The sequence below is a fragment of the Pseudomonas sp. B21-040 genome, from assembly GCF_024748695.1.
Taxonomy (GTDB): domain Bacteria; phylum Pseudomonadota; class Gammaproteobacteria; order Pseudomonadales; family Pseudomonadaceae; genus Aquipseudomonas.
In genome coordinates, this window is the sequence record NZ_CP087176.1 from 4235940 (window position 1) to 4250838 (window position 14899).

General features: G+C 59.5%; 13 protein-coding genes. 6 read left to right on the forward strand and 7 right to left on the reverse strand.

The window, feature by feature from the left end:
* Window positions 1–156 precede the first annotated feature (156 nt).
* Together LOY55_RS19370 and LOY55_RS19375 are read right to left on the reverse strand one after the other, a co-directional pair.
* Complete coding sequence (locus LOY55_RS19370) at window positions 157–1947, reverse strand: SulP family inorganic anion transporter (RefSeq protein ID WP_223524984.1); 1791 nt, start codon at window positions 1945–1947, stop codon at window positions 157–159.
* Between the two features lie 77 nt (window positions 1948–2024).
* Window positions 2025–2684 (reverse strand): hypothetical protein, encoded by a 660-nt coding sequence (locus tag LOY55_RS19375; RefSeq protein ID WP_046030522.1) that lies wholly within the window; start codon window positions 2682–2684, stop codon window positions 2025–2027.
* Between the two features lie 502 nt (window positions 2685–3186).
* Between LOY55_RS19375 and LOY55_RS19380 the strand changes: the two genes are divergently transcribed.
* Window positions 3187–4059 (forward strand): TauD/TfdA family dioxygenase, encoded by an 873-nt coding sequence (locus LOY55_RS19380; RefSeq protein ID WP_218278082.1) that lies wholly within the window; start codon window positions 3187–3189, stop codon window positions 4057–4059.
* 107 nt (window positions 4060–4166) lie between these two features.
* Window positions 4167–4646, forward strand: a complete 480-nt coding sequence (locus LOY55_RS19385) for a 2,4'-dihydroxyacetophenone dioxygenase family protein (RefSeq protein WP_046030525.1) — start codon at window positions 4167–4169, stop codon at window positions 4644–4646.
* 63 nt (window positions 4647–4709) lie between these two features.
* On the opposite strand, the gene LOY55_RS19390 is transcribed toward LOY55_RS19385, so the two are convergent.
* Window positions 4710–5747 (reverse strand): alpha/beta fold hydrolase, encoded by a 1038-nt coding sequence (locus tag LOY55_RS19390; RefSeq protein ID WP_223524982.1) that lies wholly within the window; start codon window positions 5745–5747, stop codon window positions 4710–4712.
* Between the two features lie 109 nt (window positions 5748–5856).
* Here LOY55_RS19390 and LOY55_RS19395 point away from each other — a divergent pair, with 109 nt between their 5' ends.
* From LOY55_RS19395 to LOY55_RS19405, 3 genes are all read left to right on the forward strand, one after another.
* On the forward strand, window positions 5857–6882 hold the full coding sequence (locus LOY55_RS19395) for an AraC family transcriptional regulator (protein WP_223524980.1): 1026 nt from the start codon (window positions 5857–5859) through the stop codon (window positions 6880–6882).
* A gap of 249 nt (window positions 6883–7131) precedes the next feature.
* Window positions 7132–7989 carry a TauD/TfdA family dioxygenase gene (locus LOY55_RS19400; RefSeq protein ID WP_077431907.1) on the forward strand — a complete coding sequence of 286 codons (858 nt, stop codon included), beginning with the start codon at window positions 7132–7134 and terminating at the stop codon, window positions 7987–7989.
* A 161-nt stretch (window positions 7990–8150) separates the two neighbouring features.
* Complete coding sequence (locus tag LOY55_RS19405; protein ID WP_077431906.1) at window positions 8151–8552, forward strand: GFA family protein; 402 nt, start codon at window positions 8151–8153, stop codon at window positions 8550–8552.
* 96 nt (window positions 8553–8648) lie between these two features.
* Here LOY55_RS19405 and LOY55_RS19410 read toward each other — a convergent pair whose 3' ends face one another.
* The 3 genes from LOY55_RS19410 to LOY55_RS19420 form a co-directional block, all read right to left on the reverse strand.
* Complete coding sequence (locus tag LOY55_RS19410; RefSeq protein ID WP_109786750.1) at window positions 8649–10061, reverse strand: cytosine permease; 1413 nt, start codon at window positions 10059–10061, stop codon at window positions 8649–8651.
* A 273-nt stretch (window positions 10062–10334) separates the two neighbouring features.
* Window positions 10335–12182 carry an amidohydrolase gene (locus tag LOY55_RS19415; protein ID WP_109786751.1) on the reverse strand — a complete coding sequence of 616 codons (1848 nt, stop codon included), beginning with the start codon at window positions 12180–12182 and terminating at the stop codon, window positions 10335–10337.
* Window positions 12183–12336: 154 nt separating this feature from the next.
* Complete coding sequence (locus tag LOY55_RS19420; protein ID WP_046030534.1) at window positions 12337–13347, reverse strand: helix-turn-helix transcriptional regulator; 1011 nt, start codon at window positions 13345–13347, stop codon at window positions 12337–12339.
* A gap of 226 nt (window positions 13348–13573) precedes the next feature.
* On the opposite strand from LOY55_RS19420, the gene LOY55_RS19425 reads away from it, so the two are divergent.
* On the forward strand, window positions 13574–13837 hold the full coding sequence (locus LOY55_RS19425) for a DUF2790 domain-containing protein (protein ID WP_077431903.1): 264 nt from the start codon (window positions 13574–13576) through the stop codon (window positions 13835–13837).
* A gap of 51 nt (window positions 13838–13888) precedes the next feature.
* Here LOY55_RS19425 and LOY55_RS19430 read toward each other — a convergent pair whose 3' ends face one another.
* On the reverse strand, window positions 13889–14827 hold the full coding sequence (locus LOY55_RS19430) for a LysR family transcriptional regulator (protein ID WP_223524978.1): 939 nt from the start codon (window positions 14825–14827) through the stop codon (window positions 13889–13891).
* Window positions 14828–14899: the final 72 nt, after the last annotated feature.

A 14899-nucleotide genomic window follows, 5' to 3' on the forward strand; every position in this document is an offset into this window, starting at 1 on the left:
AGTCCCCTCGCCGAGGATGTCCAGGGGAAAGTCTTCTTGCATCCTTCATTCTCAACCACCCAACCGGTGTAGCACCTGAAATCCGACGATAGGACCACTTAGACCGTCCTGCAAGGCGAGACGGTCGTTGATAGCCGCCAAAATCAAGCGTTACGCTCAGTGTTCCTCGCCCTCGCGGACGACCCAATCCACCGCATACGTCGCCAGGTAGCTGTTGACGGCAGTGCCTATCGTGGGGAAAAACGCGGTGGCGCCAAACTGCGTGAAAATCCCGAATCGCTTCAGTTTGTCCTGGACCGGGTCTTTCATCTCGGCAAAACACAACTCGATGCTCGCGTTGCGCAAGGTTTCGTCCAATTCCGCCAACATATCGGCAGACGTCACGTCCACACTGGTCATCGGTTCTGCCGCAATGACAATCCAGCGCACCGGCGTCGGCGACGTCGCCACCGCGTCCAGCACCCGTTCATTGAACAACTCGGCGTTGGCGAAAAACAAAGGTGCATCCCAGCGAAACAAGACCAGGCCGGGGATGAGTCGCGCATCGGGAAAGCGCGTGATGTCATGGTAACCCTGAACCTCATCGGCACGCCCCAGCACGGCTGAGTACGGCCGCCAGCCGTCCCACAGGAATTCAATCACCGCGAGCAGGATGGCCAGGCCGATACCCTCAATGGCGCCGAACACAGCAACGCCGACGGTGCAGGCGATGGACAGCCAGAACTCCCAGGGCTGAATGCGGTAGATACGGCGCAGGTCAGCGACCTCGATCAAGCCGATGGCCGATGCAATCACCACCGCGGCCAGCGCGCTGTTGGGCAAGTCCTGCAACAGGTTCGGCGCCACCATCAGCAGCAAGGCCACAGCCAGCGCTCCGACGACCCCGGATAACTGGGTTTTAGCGCCGGCGGCCTCGGCTACAGGTGTGCGTGACGAACTGCTGCTGATGGGAAAGCCCTGGAAAAACCCCGCCGCCAGATTGGCAACGCCGAGCCCGACCATCTCCTGGTTCGGGTCAACGTAAGTACGCGAGCGCGCCGCATAGACGCGCGACAGCACGCTAGTGTCAGCAAACGAAACCATCGCCACGGCGAAGCCTCCGATCACGATCGGGACGATATCGGCCTGGGTAATCCACGGAATGGCAAACGCCGGCATGCCTTGTGGAAGCGTGCCGAGGACCGATACGCCGTATTTCGTGCCAAGCTCCAGCACACCGACCACGATGGTTGCGCCGGCCACGGCGATCAAAATACCCGGAATGCGTTTGTGCCCCTTGAGCAACAGGATCACCACCAACGTGGCGACGCCGACCGCGAACGTGATCCAGTTGCTTTTTCCCTCCATCACCCCGGAGGCGATCGCCCACAGGTTCCTCAGAGGCCCGGCGGACTCGATCTTGAAACCGAAGACTTTCGGCAGTTGGCTGATCAATACGGTCAGTGCGATACCGTTCATGTACCCGTAGCGGATCGGTTTGGAGAGCAGCTCCGTGATGAAGCCCAGGCGCGCTATGCCCGCCAGAATGCAGACCAGCCCCGACACAATCGCCATCATTCCCGCCAGGGCGACGGCCCGATACGGGTCGCCGCCCGACAGCGGCAGGATGACAGCAAGGATGACCGCGGCCAGCGAGGAATCCGGTCCCAGCACCAGAATCCGGCTGGGGCCGAACAACGCATAGGCGAGCAGTGGAATGATCGTCGCGTAGAGGCCATAGATGCCCGGGACGCCCGAGGCCACAGCGTAAGCAATACCCACCGGCACCAGCATGGTGGTCAGCACGAGCCCGGCGACGATGTCATTTCGCAGCCAGGCTATTTGATAGTGTCGCAGGGTGTTCAGCCCCGGCAGCCAGCGGATCCAGGCGCTCTGATTGGCGCCTGCTTCCCGACGGGCAATACGACCCGGTTCCGGGGTGGAAGGTGAAGAGTTCGAATCGCTCATAGAACTGTAACCCCTTGGTGTACAGCACAATTTGGCTTAGTGGGCAGCCGCGGATTGGCCGTGCCCGCCTCTCGTCTTCATCCGCCGAGTGCGATGATCGCGGCGATCAGCAATGCGCCAGTGACCGCCAGCGCAATCCCGCCTTGCCACGGCTTTGCGCCTGCGTACCGCGCCAATATCCAACCCGCGATGAACAGCACCACGAGCCCGATCAAATTGGATAAACGAACGGCGAGCGCCGTCTGTTCGAGTAACAGGAAAGGTATGACGAGTGGAAAGGTCGATAACACCACCAGCAGAAAAACGCCCAATGCCCCCTTGAAATCTTCCCAGCCGAGGCCCGACTGCACTGACGTGGCCGGGTACTCGACCAGGCGGCTGCGTAACAATTCAAGGGTCTCGGTCTTGGCGGCTGCCGCCACGTGCGACGGTAATGCCCCCGCCACCAGCGCCTGCCCGGTGGCCGCGTCCGCCCTGGCGAGTTTTTCGAATAACGTGCTTTTGCGCGTGCGGTCGACCAATGCCCTGAGTAGATACATCACCCCGTCGGCGAGCCCCCAGGCAAGATTGCAACCGAGCGCGGCGAACATCATCGTACGTTCGGCCTCCTGGCCCGAGGTCGCCACGCTGATCGTCCCCGTGAACGTCATCGCCATGAGCAGGCCGAAGATCACCTCGGTGACGCGGTCGACGGGGTCGAGAATCCGCGCCCGCTTCTGTTCTACGGGGGTTGGCATACGTCCTTCCTCGCTGAAAAGTACCTGCGGGGTGCAAACTTCCTGGGCCAGAGCACCACGCGTTCGGGCGGAGCTCCTTTCGATTTCACTTCATTGTAGTGACAAAAATAATTGTCGCCGCCATCGTGTGCGAATCTCCAATGGCGGCATGCTTGCCTGATATCGATCAGTCAAGAAGCGACACCCTGCGTAGCAGAATGCAACTACACCGTGCGCCCTCCATCGCACTATTGTTCGATGTCCTCTCTGCCAGTGTCCCAGCATGCGAAGAAACTGTCCCGCCAAGCCCATGGTATTGCGCCCGCGCTACCTACTATAGGACCGGTACCTCTGCCCCGCTGGCAGGGGCCAGTTACTTATGCCGGATGCACACATTTGCGCACCGCTGTACAAGCCCGGATTGGAGACAACAATGACGACAGTCGCCACAACCCAAGACACTCCTTCACCACATCCCCACTCGGCACCCGCCATTATTCGGTCGTCAGTGCGTCAGCATTCGATCAAGGTGGAGATTTGCTCCCCCGCCATCGGTGCCGAACTGAGCAACATCAACCTGGCCGACGCTACCCGGGATCCCGAACTGATCGCACAAATCCGGGCGCTGTGGTTGAAGCACAAAGTGCTGTTCTTTCGCGATCAGGACATTTCTCCCCTGGAGCAACAGCACTTCGCCGCGCAATTCGGCGAACTGGAAGGTCATCCCCTGGCACCGAGCCATCCGGAGGCGGACAAGTTGCTGATGCTTTATCGCAACCTTGACCCGAACAAGCCCAAGAGTTTTGTCGAAAAGGCCAGCCGAGAAAACCTCTGGCACACGGATGTCACCTTCAAGCCAGCGCCGCCTCGCGGAGCGATATTGCGCTGCGAGCAGGGCCCTGAATCCGGCGGCGACACCCTGTTCTCCAACATGGTCATGGCTTACGAAAACCTGCCCGAAGCGGTCAAACAACGGATCGAAGGTCTGTACGCAAAGCACAGTGCCGAGCATTCCTTTGGTGCCCAGTTGCCACGTGAACAACGTCACGCCATGGCCGCGAAGAATCCCGCCGCTGAACATCCTGTGGTGCTTGTTCATCCCGAAACAGGCGAAAAGGTGCTGTTCGTCAACTCCGCGTTCACCACCCATTTCTCGAATTTCTTCAACTTCGAGGATATCCGCTACGGCCAGGACTTCATGCCCGAGGCTCATCACCTGATGAACTACCTGACGTCGCAGGCCGCGATTCCCGAGTACCAGGTACGTCTGAAGTGGCGAACCAACACGATTGCCATGTGGGACAACTTGCAAGTCCAGCACTACGCAGTTGCTGACTACGGCAATGCGCCAAGAAAGATGCTACGCGCGACTCTCGCGGGCACCCCGCTCACCTGATCCCGACACCCCCTTCAGAAAATCCGGAGCACCCGACCATCAGAGAGGGTCGGGCGGCTTTGGCTGCCGACGAATACTCGACCTGAACCGCATCAATGGAGAAAGACATGCTCTACGAACACGTCGACACCGCAGTCATCGATGGCGAATCGCTGCCGTGGATACCCTTTACGCCCTATGCGGAAAACGTCCTGCTGAAGTACTTCAAACTTGACCCGATCCGGGGTGAATGGATCGTCATGATGAAGGCACCGCTGGACATGCAACTGCCCAAGCATCACCACACCGGGACGGTGATGGTTTACACGATCGAAGGCCAGTGGAAATACAAGGAGCATGACTGGATCGCCGGCCCTGGCAGCATCGTGTACGAGACGGCGGCATCGACTCACACGCCTGAAGTCGTCAGCACGGGAAGCGCAGATGGGTATGTGCTCACGCTGGTTCACGTGACCGGCGATCTGGCGTTCCTGGACGGGAACGACAACATCGTCGCGCTCGAAAACTGGAAGTCCGGGTTGAAGCGTTATCTCGCCTGGTGCGAGCAACATGACATCGCGCCGAAAGACCTCACGGCATTCAACTGAGTAACAGGTATTGCCGCGAACATCGCGAATCGGGCGGGCGCGCCAAGGCGCTCGCCCTCGTCGTTAGAACTGTTCGAGATACGTTAGGAGCAGTTCGTTGACCTGTTCGGGGCTTTCTTCCGCGGCGCTATGACCCACGCCGGGTAACAGCACCTTGTTCTGCAGCCCGGGTAAATAAGTGTCGAGCTGGTCGTAGAGACCGCGGATTTCGACCGGTTCCAGTGAAGGGTCGGCAGCACCACCGATGAACAGGCTTGGCTGGCGCACCACCGCACCGTCGAGAAACGCGGTGATTTCCCAGTTCCGGTCGCGACAGCGGTAGTAGTTCAGGGCACCGCTAAACCCGGTGCGGGAATATTCGGCGACGTAGTAATCAAGCGCCCGCTCGCTCAGCCATGACGGGAACTCGCCCTTCGGTTCCGTGAAGGCGTTGAGAATGGGCTCACCTGGCTCGACGAACAGACGCCAGCGTTCAGCGCCGACAGCACTGCCGGAAATCGAATAGAAAACACTACGCAAGGTCTTGCGCGGGTCGCAGGCCAATTCGCGATCCGGCTTTTCGAGCTGCTGGAAATACAGGTGGTGATACACCCTGCCCTTGGCCATTGCCTGCAAAGCTACGGTCGGCTTGATCTTGCCACGCGGTGGCACCGGCGTATTGAGCATCACCAGGCCACGGAACAGATCCGGCCGCAGCATGGCCGCCGCCTGGGCCACCCAGGCACCCAAGTCGTGCCCAATGATCACCGCTGACGTTTCGCCCAGAGTCGCCATCAAGCCCACCATGTCGCCGACTGCCTGACTCATGTCATAGGCTTCGATGGCATCGGGTCGATCGGTTTGCCCAAACCCCCGCTGATCGGGGACCACGACTCGATACCCGGCCTCGACCAACGCCCCGATCTGGCGCCGCCACATGTACCAAAGATAAGGAAAACCGTGCAGCAGAATGACGAGCGGGCCCTGCCCCTCGTCGATGTAATGCATGCGAATACCGTTGAGTTCGGCAAAGCAGTGATTGAATGCATCGGGATCGTCGGCGTCCGATCGCTCTATTGCCACTTGCTTCTGACCGACGCGCATAGCGGGGCGCTTGTTCATTTATCTACCTCCATCCTTTTTTGGTTGTTGGCCTGAAGGTAGCCGTGACAAGGCGTCCTGCACTAAGCTGCGCAGGACACAATCTTGTGAAATTGGGACACGGGGACACATGTATACCCTGACGCGAAGTGCCAGCCTTACCGACTATGAGCAGGTTGCCCGTTCAGTGGGGCTCGATCCCTTTCGTATGCTGCGTTTGGCCAAGTTGCCGGCCAGTGTCCTCGACGATCCGAATATCATGATCAGCATCGATTCGGTGGGTTGGCTGCTGGAGGAATCAGCCCGCCTGTCCGGCCAGGAGGCCTTCGGGTTGTTGCTCGCGGAAACGCGACACCTGTCCAATTTCGGCATGCTGGCGTTGCTCATCCGCGAAGAACCAACACTTCGTGCCGCCTTGCAATCGTGTGCGCGGTACATGCGTCTGCATAACGCCGGGGTGCAGTTGCGACTTGAAGACGCAGGCGACCTGGTGCTGCTACATGTGGGTGTGAATATGCAGGGTGGGCACGGTGTCTGGCGCCAGGCTATCGAACAGTCGACAGGCATTGGCCTGCGGACGTTGAGCGTACTGACGCGCAATACGTTTCGCCCGGTCAGGGTCAGTTTTACTCACGAGCGCCCTTCCAGCCTTGAAGTGCACCAACGAGTGCTGGGGGCCGCTGTCGAGTTTTCCCAGGAATTCAACGCCATTGTTTGCCGCGCGCGCGACCTGGACATGCCCATTCCCGCGGCTGACCCCGCGTTGCATCGCGAGGTGAAGCGAACGCTGGACATGCAATTGGCTAACCTGCGCGACGAACCGGCGCAGCGCGTACGCCAGATCGTCAAGATGCTGCTGCCAAGCGGACTGTGTTCTGTCGACGGGGTTGCCCAGCATCTTGGCATGCATCGACGCACCCTTAACCGACACCTGGCGACCGAGGGAGAGAGTGTCACAACGATCATCAATGCTGTGCGTGCTGAACTCGCCGAAGAGTATCTGGCTAACAGCAAACGCCGATTGTATGAAGTTGCCGAACTTCTCGGTTTTTCCTCTGCCGGTGATTTTTCACGCTGGTTTCGCAGTCAGTTTGGCAAGACACCTTCCGATTGGGCTGCCTGCTATCGAGAGAGCAAGGCAACACCACCGCTTTAACCCGCCTGCTGTGTCCCAATAAGCGAAGAAAATGTCCCGCCATGCCCATGGCATGACTCTCGCGCTTCCTACTATGGGTCCGCGGTCCCTTCTTAACTGAGAGGGGCCAGTACATGCGCCGGATACCCATCTCCCGCCTTGCCGCACCTGCAAAGACCGGATCAACAATAACAAGCGCCGCCGTCTATCAAGGCACGATTTCTCCTGCCTGCCCACGGCCCGGCCAAGAACCATCGAAATGGAGACGCAATGCGAGTCGAACAATTGACCTGTGCCATTGGCGCGGAACTGCACAACGTGAATCTGGGCGACGCAGTGCGCGACGACGGCTTGTTCAACGAAGTGTATGCGGCACTATTGAAATACAAGGTGCTGTTCCTGCGCGATCAGGATCTGGACAAGCTCTCACGCCGCGATCACGAAGCATTTGCCCTGCGCCTCGGCCAGCTCGAAACCCATCCGATGCTCCCCAGCCACCCGGAAGCCCCCGGTCTCGTGCAAATCTACAAGACCCCGGAGAATCCGGCGGATCGCTACGAGAATGCGTGGCACTGCGATGCCACCTGGCGGGAGTCGCCGCCGATGGGCGCTGTGTTGCGCTGTATCGAATGCCCACCCACCGGAGGCGACACCATGTGGGCCAACATGGTGATGGCCTATGAAAAACTGCCAATCGATGTGAAGCAGGAAATCGACAGCTTGATCGCCAGCCACAGCTTCAACGCTTCCTTCGCTGCCGCCATGCCGAAGGAAAAGCGCTTGGCGATGAAGGCTCAATACCCCGATGCCGAGCATCCGGTAGTGCGTACCCATCCCGAAACCGGCGAAAAGGTGCTCTTCGTCAATGCCTACGCGACGCACTTCGTGAACTACCACAGCCAGGGACGCGTCCGTGTCGGCCAGGACTACAACCAAAAAGGCGTCGACCTGCTGAAGTACCTGATTAGCCAGGCCTACAACCCCGAGTACCAAGTCCGTTGGCGCTGGAAGCAAAACAGCGTGGCGATATGGGATAACCGTTGCACCCAGCACTATGCAGTGATGGACTATCCGCCCTGCCATCGCAAGATGGAGCGCGCGGCCATCATCGGCGACAAACCCTACTGACAAGTAAAGCGGCCCAGAGACGAGAGATGCTTCAGAGTGTCTACTTTGGGCCGACTATAGCCTTTTACGACAGGCAGAAAACAACCAGAAAGCGTCGGTCGACAACGACAACACTGGCTGTTTAAATTTGCGGCCTTCTCAATACAAGGTATCCCCCCTGAATGACTGATGCCTTCCAGGGCAGCTGCCTTTGCGGCGCCGTCAAGTATCGGGTCTTGTCACAACCTAAAGCGCTGTCTCACTGCCATTGCAGCCAATGTCGCAAAAGCCATGGGGCAGCCTTTGCCAGCTATGGCAGTGTGTTGCGCGATGATCTGCAACTTATTCAAGGCGCCGATAGCCTCAAGTCGTACCCGTCCTCTGAATCCGTACTTCGGCAATTTTGCCATCAGTGCGGCTCGTCGCTGTTCTGGTCAGCGAGCCAAGGCGAATACTCTGACTGGATCTCGATAGCGCTAGGGACTTTGGATACAACACTGCCCTCGGCCAAACAAAAACACGTTCAGGTGATGTCCAAGGCTTCGTGGTACGAAATTCTGGATCAATGGCCGCAACACCAGTGATCGCAATGGGTCGGAAATGCTCTGTACCTCAAAGATCAAAGTGCCCTCAGGCAACGGCGACAGTGCAGCGTAGATCAATGCACTGTCGCCCCTCGGTCAGGCCTTGGTGCTGCGTACAACCGGCACCGCCACCACTGACTTCCTGGCCAGCAGATAGTAAAGAACACCCGGCACCACCAACCCGACGATCCAGGAAATATCCACCCCGCCGAGTTGCGCGACCATCGGCCCGGAGTAGAAATGCGTGTCGACAAAAGGCAGCTGGATCAATACGCCGCTGACGTACACGCTGATCCCCAACACGTTCCAGCGACCATAACGCCCCGCCGGGTCGGACAACGCCGGGATGTCGTAGCGCTCTTTATTGATGAAGTAGTAGTCCACCAGGTTGATCGCGCTCCACGGGGTGAAGAACGTCAGCAAGAACAGGATGAAGTACTTGAACGAATTCAGGAACGAGTACTGGCCGACCAGTGCGAGCGTGGTGGACGCCGCGACGATCAGCAGCACAAACAGCATGCGCTGGCGGGCGGTGATTTCCAGGCGACTGCGAAAACCGCTGATGATGGTGGCCACGCACATGAAGCTGCCATAGGCGTTGAGTGTGGACACGGTGACTTTGCCGAACACCACGCTCAGGTACAGCAATGATGCCATCACCCCAGTGCTGCCCAGGCCGACGATAGTCGCCACTTCGTGACCGCGGAAATTGGCGCCGGCCAACGCGGCAGCGAACACGCCGAGCACCATGGAAGCCTGGGCGCCGAGTACGGTTCCCAGGCCGACGGCTGCGAAGGTTTTCCAGGACGACGTTTTGCTCGGCAAGTAGCGCGAGTAGTCGGCCACGTACGGGCCGAACGCGATCTGCCAAGAGGCCGACAACGACACCGCCAGCAGGAATGTGCTCCAACCGAAGTGGCGGTTTTCCAGGAGCAGGCCGATGTCGTTGAGGGTCATCAACCGAGTAAACAGGTAAGCGAAGGCGATGATGCCGAGCACGCTCGCTACCCGTCCGACCAGGTGAATCACCCGGTAGCCGAAGATCGTCAGGAACGCGATGCAAGCAGCAAATATCAGGATGCCGGTGCTGTCACTGACACTGATCAACTGGGCAATCGCCTGCCCCGACAGGACCGCGCCGGTCGCGCTGAAACCGAGGTACATCAGGCACACCAGCACAATCGGGATCGCCGCGCCGTAGACCCCGAATTGCACACGGCTGGAGATCATCTGCGGCAGCCCAAGCTTCGGTCCCTGAGCGGCGTGCAGCGCGACAACTGCACCGCCGAGCAATTGGCCGATCAGCAAGCCGATCAACGACCAGAACACATCACCGCCCAACACCACGGCCAGCGCCCCGGTGACAATCGCGGTGATTTGCAGGTTGGCACCCAGCCACAGGGTGAACTGGCTGTAGAGGCTGCCATGACGCTCGGCCTCGGGAATGTAATCGATCGAGCGTGTCTCGATCAGGGGACTTCGTTGCTGACTATCGCGGACCTGGGTCATTATTTTTATTCTCTTCAAAGGTAAAAGGCATCCACACAATCCAATGTGGGCATGGGTAATGCCGAACAGCTAAGCCATGACGCGATCCGTAGCAGCTGACGAAGCCTGCGTCCGGCTGCGCAGCAGTCGTTAAACCTGAGTTTGCGTTCTTCCTGAAACACCGCATCGTCTGATTTCACGACTGCTGCGCAGCCGGACGCAGGCTTCGCCAGCTGCTACAGACATTGCGTTACAGCAAAAATTGCTTAGCTGATCGGCATTAGCCGGCATGGGCTATTTTTGTTGTTCGGTCATGGCCACTTGTCCCGCGAACGGTGCCTTGGCCCACACCACCTTGCCGCCGACTACCGTCATCAGCACCGAGTTACGGGCCAACTCGTCCTCGGGCACTTGCATGAAGTTTTTGTCGAGCACGATCACGTCAGCAAACTTGCCGACCTCGACCGAACCCACGACTTTCTCCAGTTTCAGTTGCTCGGCGGCGTTGACCGTGATGGTGCGCAGTACCTCGGCACGCGACAGCGCCGGGGCGGCGTTGAGTCGGCCGGCGTACTTGGGGCCATAGCTGTGCGGGTTCAGCGGGTCGCCTGAACGGGTGACACCGATCTTCAGCGCCAGGAACTCATCGAGCGGGTCAACCGGCCAGTCGCTGCCATACGCCACACGGCCGCCAGCGCGGGCGATGCTGCCCGACGGCTCCATGCGGGCAAAACGCGCAGGGCCGAGGTGATCGCTGGTGCCGTCGACTGTGGACGGCGCCTGCTGCGCCCATTGGAAGGACATGTTGGCGGTCACGTCGAGCGCCTTGAAACGTCCGTAGTCGGCGGGGTCCACGGACTCGTTGTGAGTAATGGCCGGGCGAAAGCCGTTGCCGGGCAATTGCTGGCGCACGTATTCGATGCCGTCGAGCGAGTCACGCACGGCGCGGTCTCCGGTGGCGTGCAGGTGCGGGTCGAGACCGGCCTGCACGGCTTGCAACAGCAGCGGCTTGAGCACTTGCGGCGGGAAATACAGCTCGCCGACGTTTTTGCCCGGCGCCCATTTCGGCGCCTTGTCGGTGCCGGCGTTGTGCAGGTACGGCGCCAACATCGCACCGGTGTCCGCCGGGGCATTGATGATGCCGTCCATGAACAATTTGACGTGACGCATGCTCACACCCGGCGCGACGTTGGCTTCGCCCTGATCGTAGGTGGCGGCCATTGCCTTGGCCTCAGCGATGGTCTTGGCCGGATCCGCCGCTGCCGCAGCCGGGTCCAGTTTGATCGCCAGCAAGGCCCGCGCGGTCAGTTCACCCGACTGCTGCAACGTGGTGAACGCCTTGCCATTCTCCGGCCCCGACAAGGCATCGAAGAAACTGGTGATGCCCTGCTGGCGCATGGCATCGAGCGCGGCGCGGGTCTGGTTGAGTTTTTCTGCGTCGGTGGCGGGTGGCACCACGGCGGCCATGGCATCGGCAGCGCCGTCTTCGCAGATGCCGGTCGGGTTGCCGGCGCTGTCGCGCACGTACTTGCCGTCACCTGGATTGGCCGTGTGCTTGTTGATGCCGGCGACCGCCAGGCCGCGAGAGTTGGTCAGCACGGTATGGAAATCGGTGGAGCGGACCTGAATCGGCCGATCCGTCTTGAGTGCGTCCAGCGTCGACTTGTCAGGGTCACCGTCGAGGCCATCCATGCCCATGCGATCCCAGCTGCCCACTTCAAGCCAGACATCGGGGCCCTTGCCCTTGTCGGCATCCAGGCATGCCTGAATGGTTTCCTGGAACACCTTGCGGGTCATGGTCTGATATTTCAGGTCGCACAAGGTCATGGCGCGGCCGCCGTCCCCCGGGTGCATGTGCGCATCAATGAAGCCCGGCATCAGCATGCGCCCCGCCAGATCGATCAGCTGCGTTTGCTGGCCGATGTACGAGGCCGCCCCTTCGTCGTTACCGACATAGACAATCTTCCCGCCCGTGATGGCGATCGCTTGCTGCACCGAATTCTGCCCATCGACGGTGTAGACATAACCGTTGCGCATGACCATGTCGGCCGGATGGGAACCCTGCGTCTGACACCCCACCAACGCCATACCGGACACTGCGGTTGTCGCCGCCATGGCGATAAAAAGCCTGGAAAATTTCAACTGCCTCACCTCTGTTTTTATAGTTTTCGAAGTGGCCCGAACAGCCTGCGCACAAGCCCTTGATATGCAGGGCATACCCTATAGCGCGCGGCGGTTATATGGACCTCTGCAAATGAGGAGGGGTCAGTGATTGATCAGGCGAAATCGGGGGGCGTCACGGTGATTCGCGGCGTGCCTGCACTGACAGGACAGACCCCAACTCGATCTTGCTCTTCACCCCGAGTTGCAAATAGCAGTTGCGCAGATAGGTGCGCACGGTCGAGGGGCTCAAGCCCAGGATCCTGGCAATTTCCTTGTAGGAGTGCCCGGCGGCGAACAGCATCGCCGCCGTTCGTTCGCGTGGGGCCAGTACTGCCCCGCGCGACTGCGCTTCGAGAGACAGAATGACGTGCTCGGCATTCGGGGTGAGGGTCAGCGCACACCGCCCGAGACGCATGACACACGGTGCCTTTTGCAGTTGCGCGATCACGGGCGCGGGCAGCATTGAACCGTGCCACCCCGCCACCTCGCGCTGAATGACAGCGCAGAGATTGGCGCCCACGTACAGCAGCGTGCCGTCCAGCCGCGCGACCCCGAAGTCGCTGGCGCCGTTACCGGTGTCGAAGCGAATCATGTCTTGCACCTGGAATCGCCATAACTGCAACAGGTGGTCGCAGAACGCTGAAAACAACGCGGCTTCACTGTCGTTGAATCCGGGGGCGTGTGCACCGCGATAGAGGCAGACAAAAAACATCAAGCCGCTTTCGGGCAGCTCGAAGGTGATGCACATCGGGTGGTAGAGGTCGTGACGGCGAGCGAATGCGTCGACCTCTTCATCGGGATCGGTGAACCCGCTGTCGCGCACCACTTCGCCGGGCTGGTTCAAGGTGTCATGGGAAAACTTGTCGCTGCCCGCACTCTTGTGCCATTCAGCAGCAAACGATTCAGGCAGGTCGATGCGCCCGTGCATCCAGCTTTTGGGCGCCACGTTGGCGTGCGACGTGGACATCTCGCCCCACCAGGCGGAAGCAAATGGCACCAGTTGGCGAAAGGCTTGCAGTCCGTCTTCGATGAATTGCGAGGCACCACGCTCCCGAGCCAGCCGCCCGAGGTGCAACACACAACGATTGAATGCCTTGAGCATCGCCATCGACGGTGTGCCGCCGAGCTCTACACCCTCCTCCATCATCTTGATCCCGTTGGTTTTTCGCCGACCATGCCACAGCGGTCGCGATGGCGTCCAGCAGCCCTGTATTCATGCGCCATCCGGCAACAGTGTTTGTCTTGCGAGCCGCTGTTTGGGGGTTGGACAAACCCCTAGCATCGTCCCTACCCGATGAGCATTCAGCCTGTGCTCACAGGAAGCAAAGGGATGATCAATCCGGTCATCCTCAAACGATACGGTGAACACCATGAACCTTTCGAAAATCGCAATCCTGCTGGCGTTTGCCAGTGCCGGAACACAGGCTTGGGCCGACGATAGCGCTTCAACTACCAGGCTCTCGGTTGAAACCTATACCTACGCCACTCAACTGGACATCAAACGGGTGATTAGCGTGAGCGACGTCGGAGACCAATGCGGCCCGGGGCCCGCGCAAATGACGTATGAAGACTCCCACGGTCAACAACACGTCCTTCAATATCAAGTGATGGGCACCGGGTGTTCAAACGGTTGAGACAGGTGCAGGCGATGGAGGGTCGACACTCCATACCGACGGCACTGGCGACTATCTGCTGATTGCCGAGCCGACGATTTTTTCATCTGAGGCCAGCAAGACCGGAATGTAGTGTTTAAGAAACTCTACCCAGGTTTTTATTTTCGCATCGACGAACTTTCGTGACGGGTAAATGGCGAAGACATTCAGCTCTTCAAAGTGATACTCAGGCAGCACCCGCACCAACGTCCCCGCTTTCAAACCCTCTACTGCAGAAGCAATCGGTTGAATCCCGATGCCCATCCCTTGAGTAATGGCAACCGTCATCGCATCGGCCGTGTTGACGTGAAAGGGAGACAACGGCGTACTCACTGTCACCACGCCTTCAGGCCCTTCAAATACCCAGTTCTCAGTCGGCATCACGGTATTCACGATCCGCAGGCAATCATGTTCGCCCAGTGAGTCGGGCGCGTCAGGGATGCCGCGTTTTTTCAGGTACGCGGGCGAGGCGCACAGGATGCTGTAGGTAATGCCCAGCCTCTGCGCGACAAACCCGGAATCGGGCAGATCCCGTGCCAACACAATCGACATGTCATAGCCCTCCTCCAGCAAATCAGGCAGCCGATTGGTCAGGGTCAAATCGAACATCACCGATGGGTGGGTTTCTCTGTATTTGGCGATGGCGTTGATCACGTAGTGATTGCCAATGGCGGACATCGCATGAATCTTGAGGCGGCCCATGGGCCTGATTTTCGCCGTCCCGGCTTCCTCATCGGCATCACGCATCTCGTCGATGATCTTCTCGCAGCGTTGCAAATAGCGCAGCCCCGCCTCGGTCAGGGCCAGGCGCCGGGTCGTGCGGTTGATCAGGCGTGCCTGCAACCTGGCCTCCAGGCTGGAGACGGCTTTGGAAATATGGGTGGTCGTGGTGTCCAGCGTCTTGGCCGCCGCCGTAAAGCTGCCGCTTTGGGCAACGGCTATGAAACATCGCATGGTCTGGAAAACGTCCATCGTTTTCGCCTCAGCGCAAGATTGATGTGCAGGAATAATAGCGCCGGCCAGGCATCAGGCCGGCACTTTGGC